This window comes from Klebsiella sp. MS 92-3, assembly GCF_000195655.1.
GTDB classification, from domain to species: Bacteria; Pseudomonadota; Gammaproteobacteria; order Enterobacterales; family Enterobacteriaceae; genus Klebsiella; species Klebsiella pneumoniae.
Genome location: NZ_GL882851.1, coordinates 11872 through 13153, shown reverse-complemented (window position 1 = coordinate 13153; position 1282 = coordinate 11872). Strand labels below are relative to the sequence as shown.

At 60.2% G+C, this 1282-nt stretch carries 2 protein-coding genes; both read left to right on the top strand.

Annotated elements, in window-relative coordinates; all coding sequences use genetic code 11:
- On the top strand, nt 1-834 hold an 834-nt coding region (gene wecB / locus HMPREF9538_RS05230; RefSeq protein WP_009486007.1), incomplete at its 5' end, for a non-hydrolyzing UDP-N-acetylglucosamine 2-epimerase.
- A partial coding sequence (locus tag HMPREF9538_RS33040; protein ID WP_009486006.1) for an NAD(P)-binding domain-containing protein occupies nt 831-1282 on the top strand: 452 nt, incomplete at its 3' end. The genes wecB and HMPREF9538_RS33040, both read left to right, overlap by 4 nt.

The following is a 1282-nucleotide window of genomic DNA, read 5'->3' as shown; positions in this document are numbered from 1 at the left end:
GGGGCGGCGAGCCTGGCGGCGTTTTACCAGCGGATACCGGTGGGTCACGTAGAGGCCGGCCTGCGCACCGGCGATTTAAGTTCGCCGTGGCCGGAAGAAGGCAACCGTACGTTGACCGGCCATCTGGCGACATACCATTTCGCCCCCACGGAAACCTCGCGGCAGAACCTGCTGCGGGAAAATATTGCCGACAGTCGGATCACGGTTACCGGGAATACGGTCATTGACGCCCTGTTCTGGGTGCGGGATCGGGTGCTGGGCGATGAAGCGCTACGGGAGACCCTGCTGCAGCGCTATCCTTTCATCAGCCACGGTAAAAAGATGATTCTGGTTACCGGCCACCGGCGGGAAAGCTTTGGGCTCGGTTTTGAACAGATCTGCCAGGCGCTGGCCGAGATAGCCCATACCCACCCTGAGGTGCAGATTGTCTATCCGGTTCACCTGAATCCTAATGTCAGCGAGCCGGTGAATCGTATTCTTGGCCATATTGACAATGTGATGTTGATTGAACCGCAGGATTACCTGCCGTTCGTCTGGCTGATGGATCGCGCCTGGCTGATCCTGACCGATTCCGGCGGCATTCAGGAAGAGGCCCCCTCGCTGGGTAAGCCGGTGCTGGTCATGCGCGATATGACCGAACGTCCGGAAGCGGTGGCCGCCGGCACCGTGTGTCTGGTGGGCACCGACAGCCAGCGCATCGTCGCGGAAGTGACGCGACTGCTGGAGGATGATGCTGCATACCAGGCGATGAGCCGCGCGCATAATCCCTATGGCGATGGCGAAGCATGTCGTCGCATTTTGTCTGCACTTAAAAATAATCAGGTAACGCTATGAGTTTTTCTACCATTTCAGTGATTGGCCTTGGCTATATCGGGCTGCCAACCGCTGCCGCGTTCGCCTCCCGGCAGAAGCGGGTGGTCGGCGTTGATGTTAATCAACATGCCGTGGAGACCATTAACCGTGGAGAGATTCATATCGTGGAGCCGGATCTGGCGAGCGTGGTGAAGACCGCGGTCGAGCAGGGGTATTTAAGCGCCACCACCACCCCGGTGGAGGCGGATGCTTACCTGATTGCCGTGCCGACGCCGTTTAAAGATCGCCACGAGCCGGATATGGTGTTTGTCGAGTCGGCCGCCAAATCTATTGCGCCGACGTTAAAGAAAGGCTCGCTGGTGATCCTCGAGTCCACTTCGCCGGTCGGGTCGACCGAACAGATGGCCGAGTGGCTGGGGGGGGAGGGCCCGGGTCTTAGCCTCCCCCCCCCGGGGGGGGGGGGGGGGGG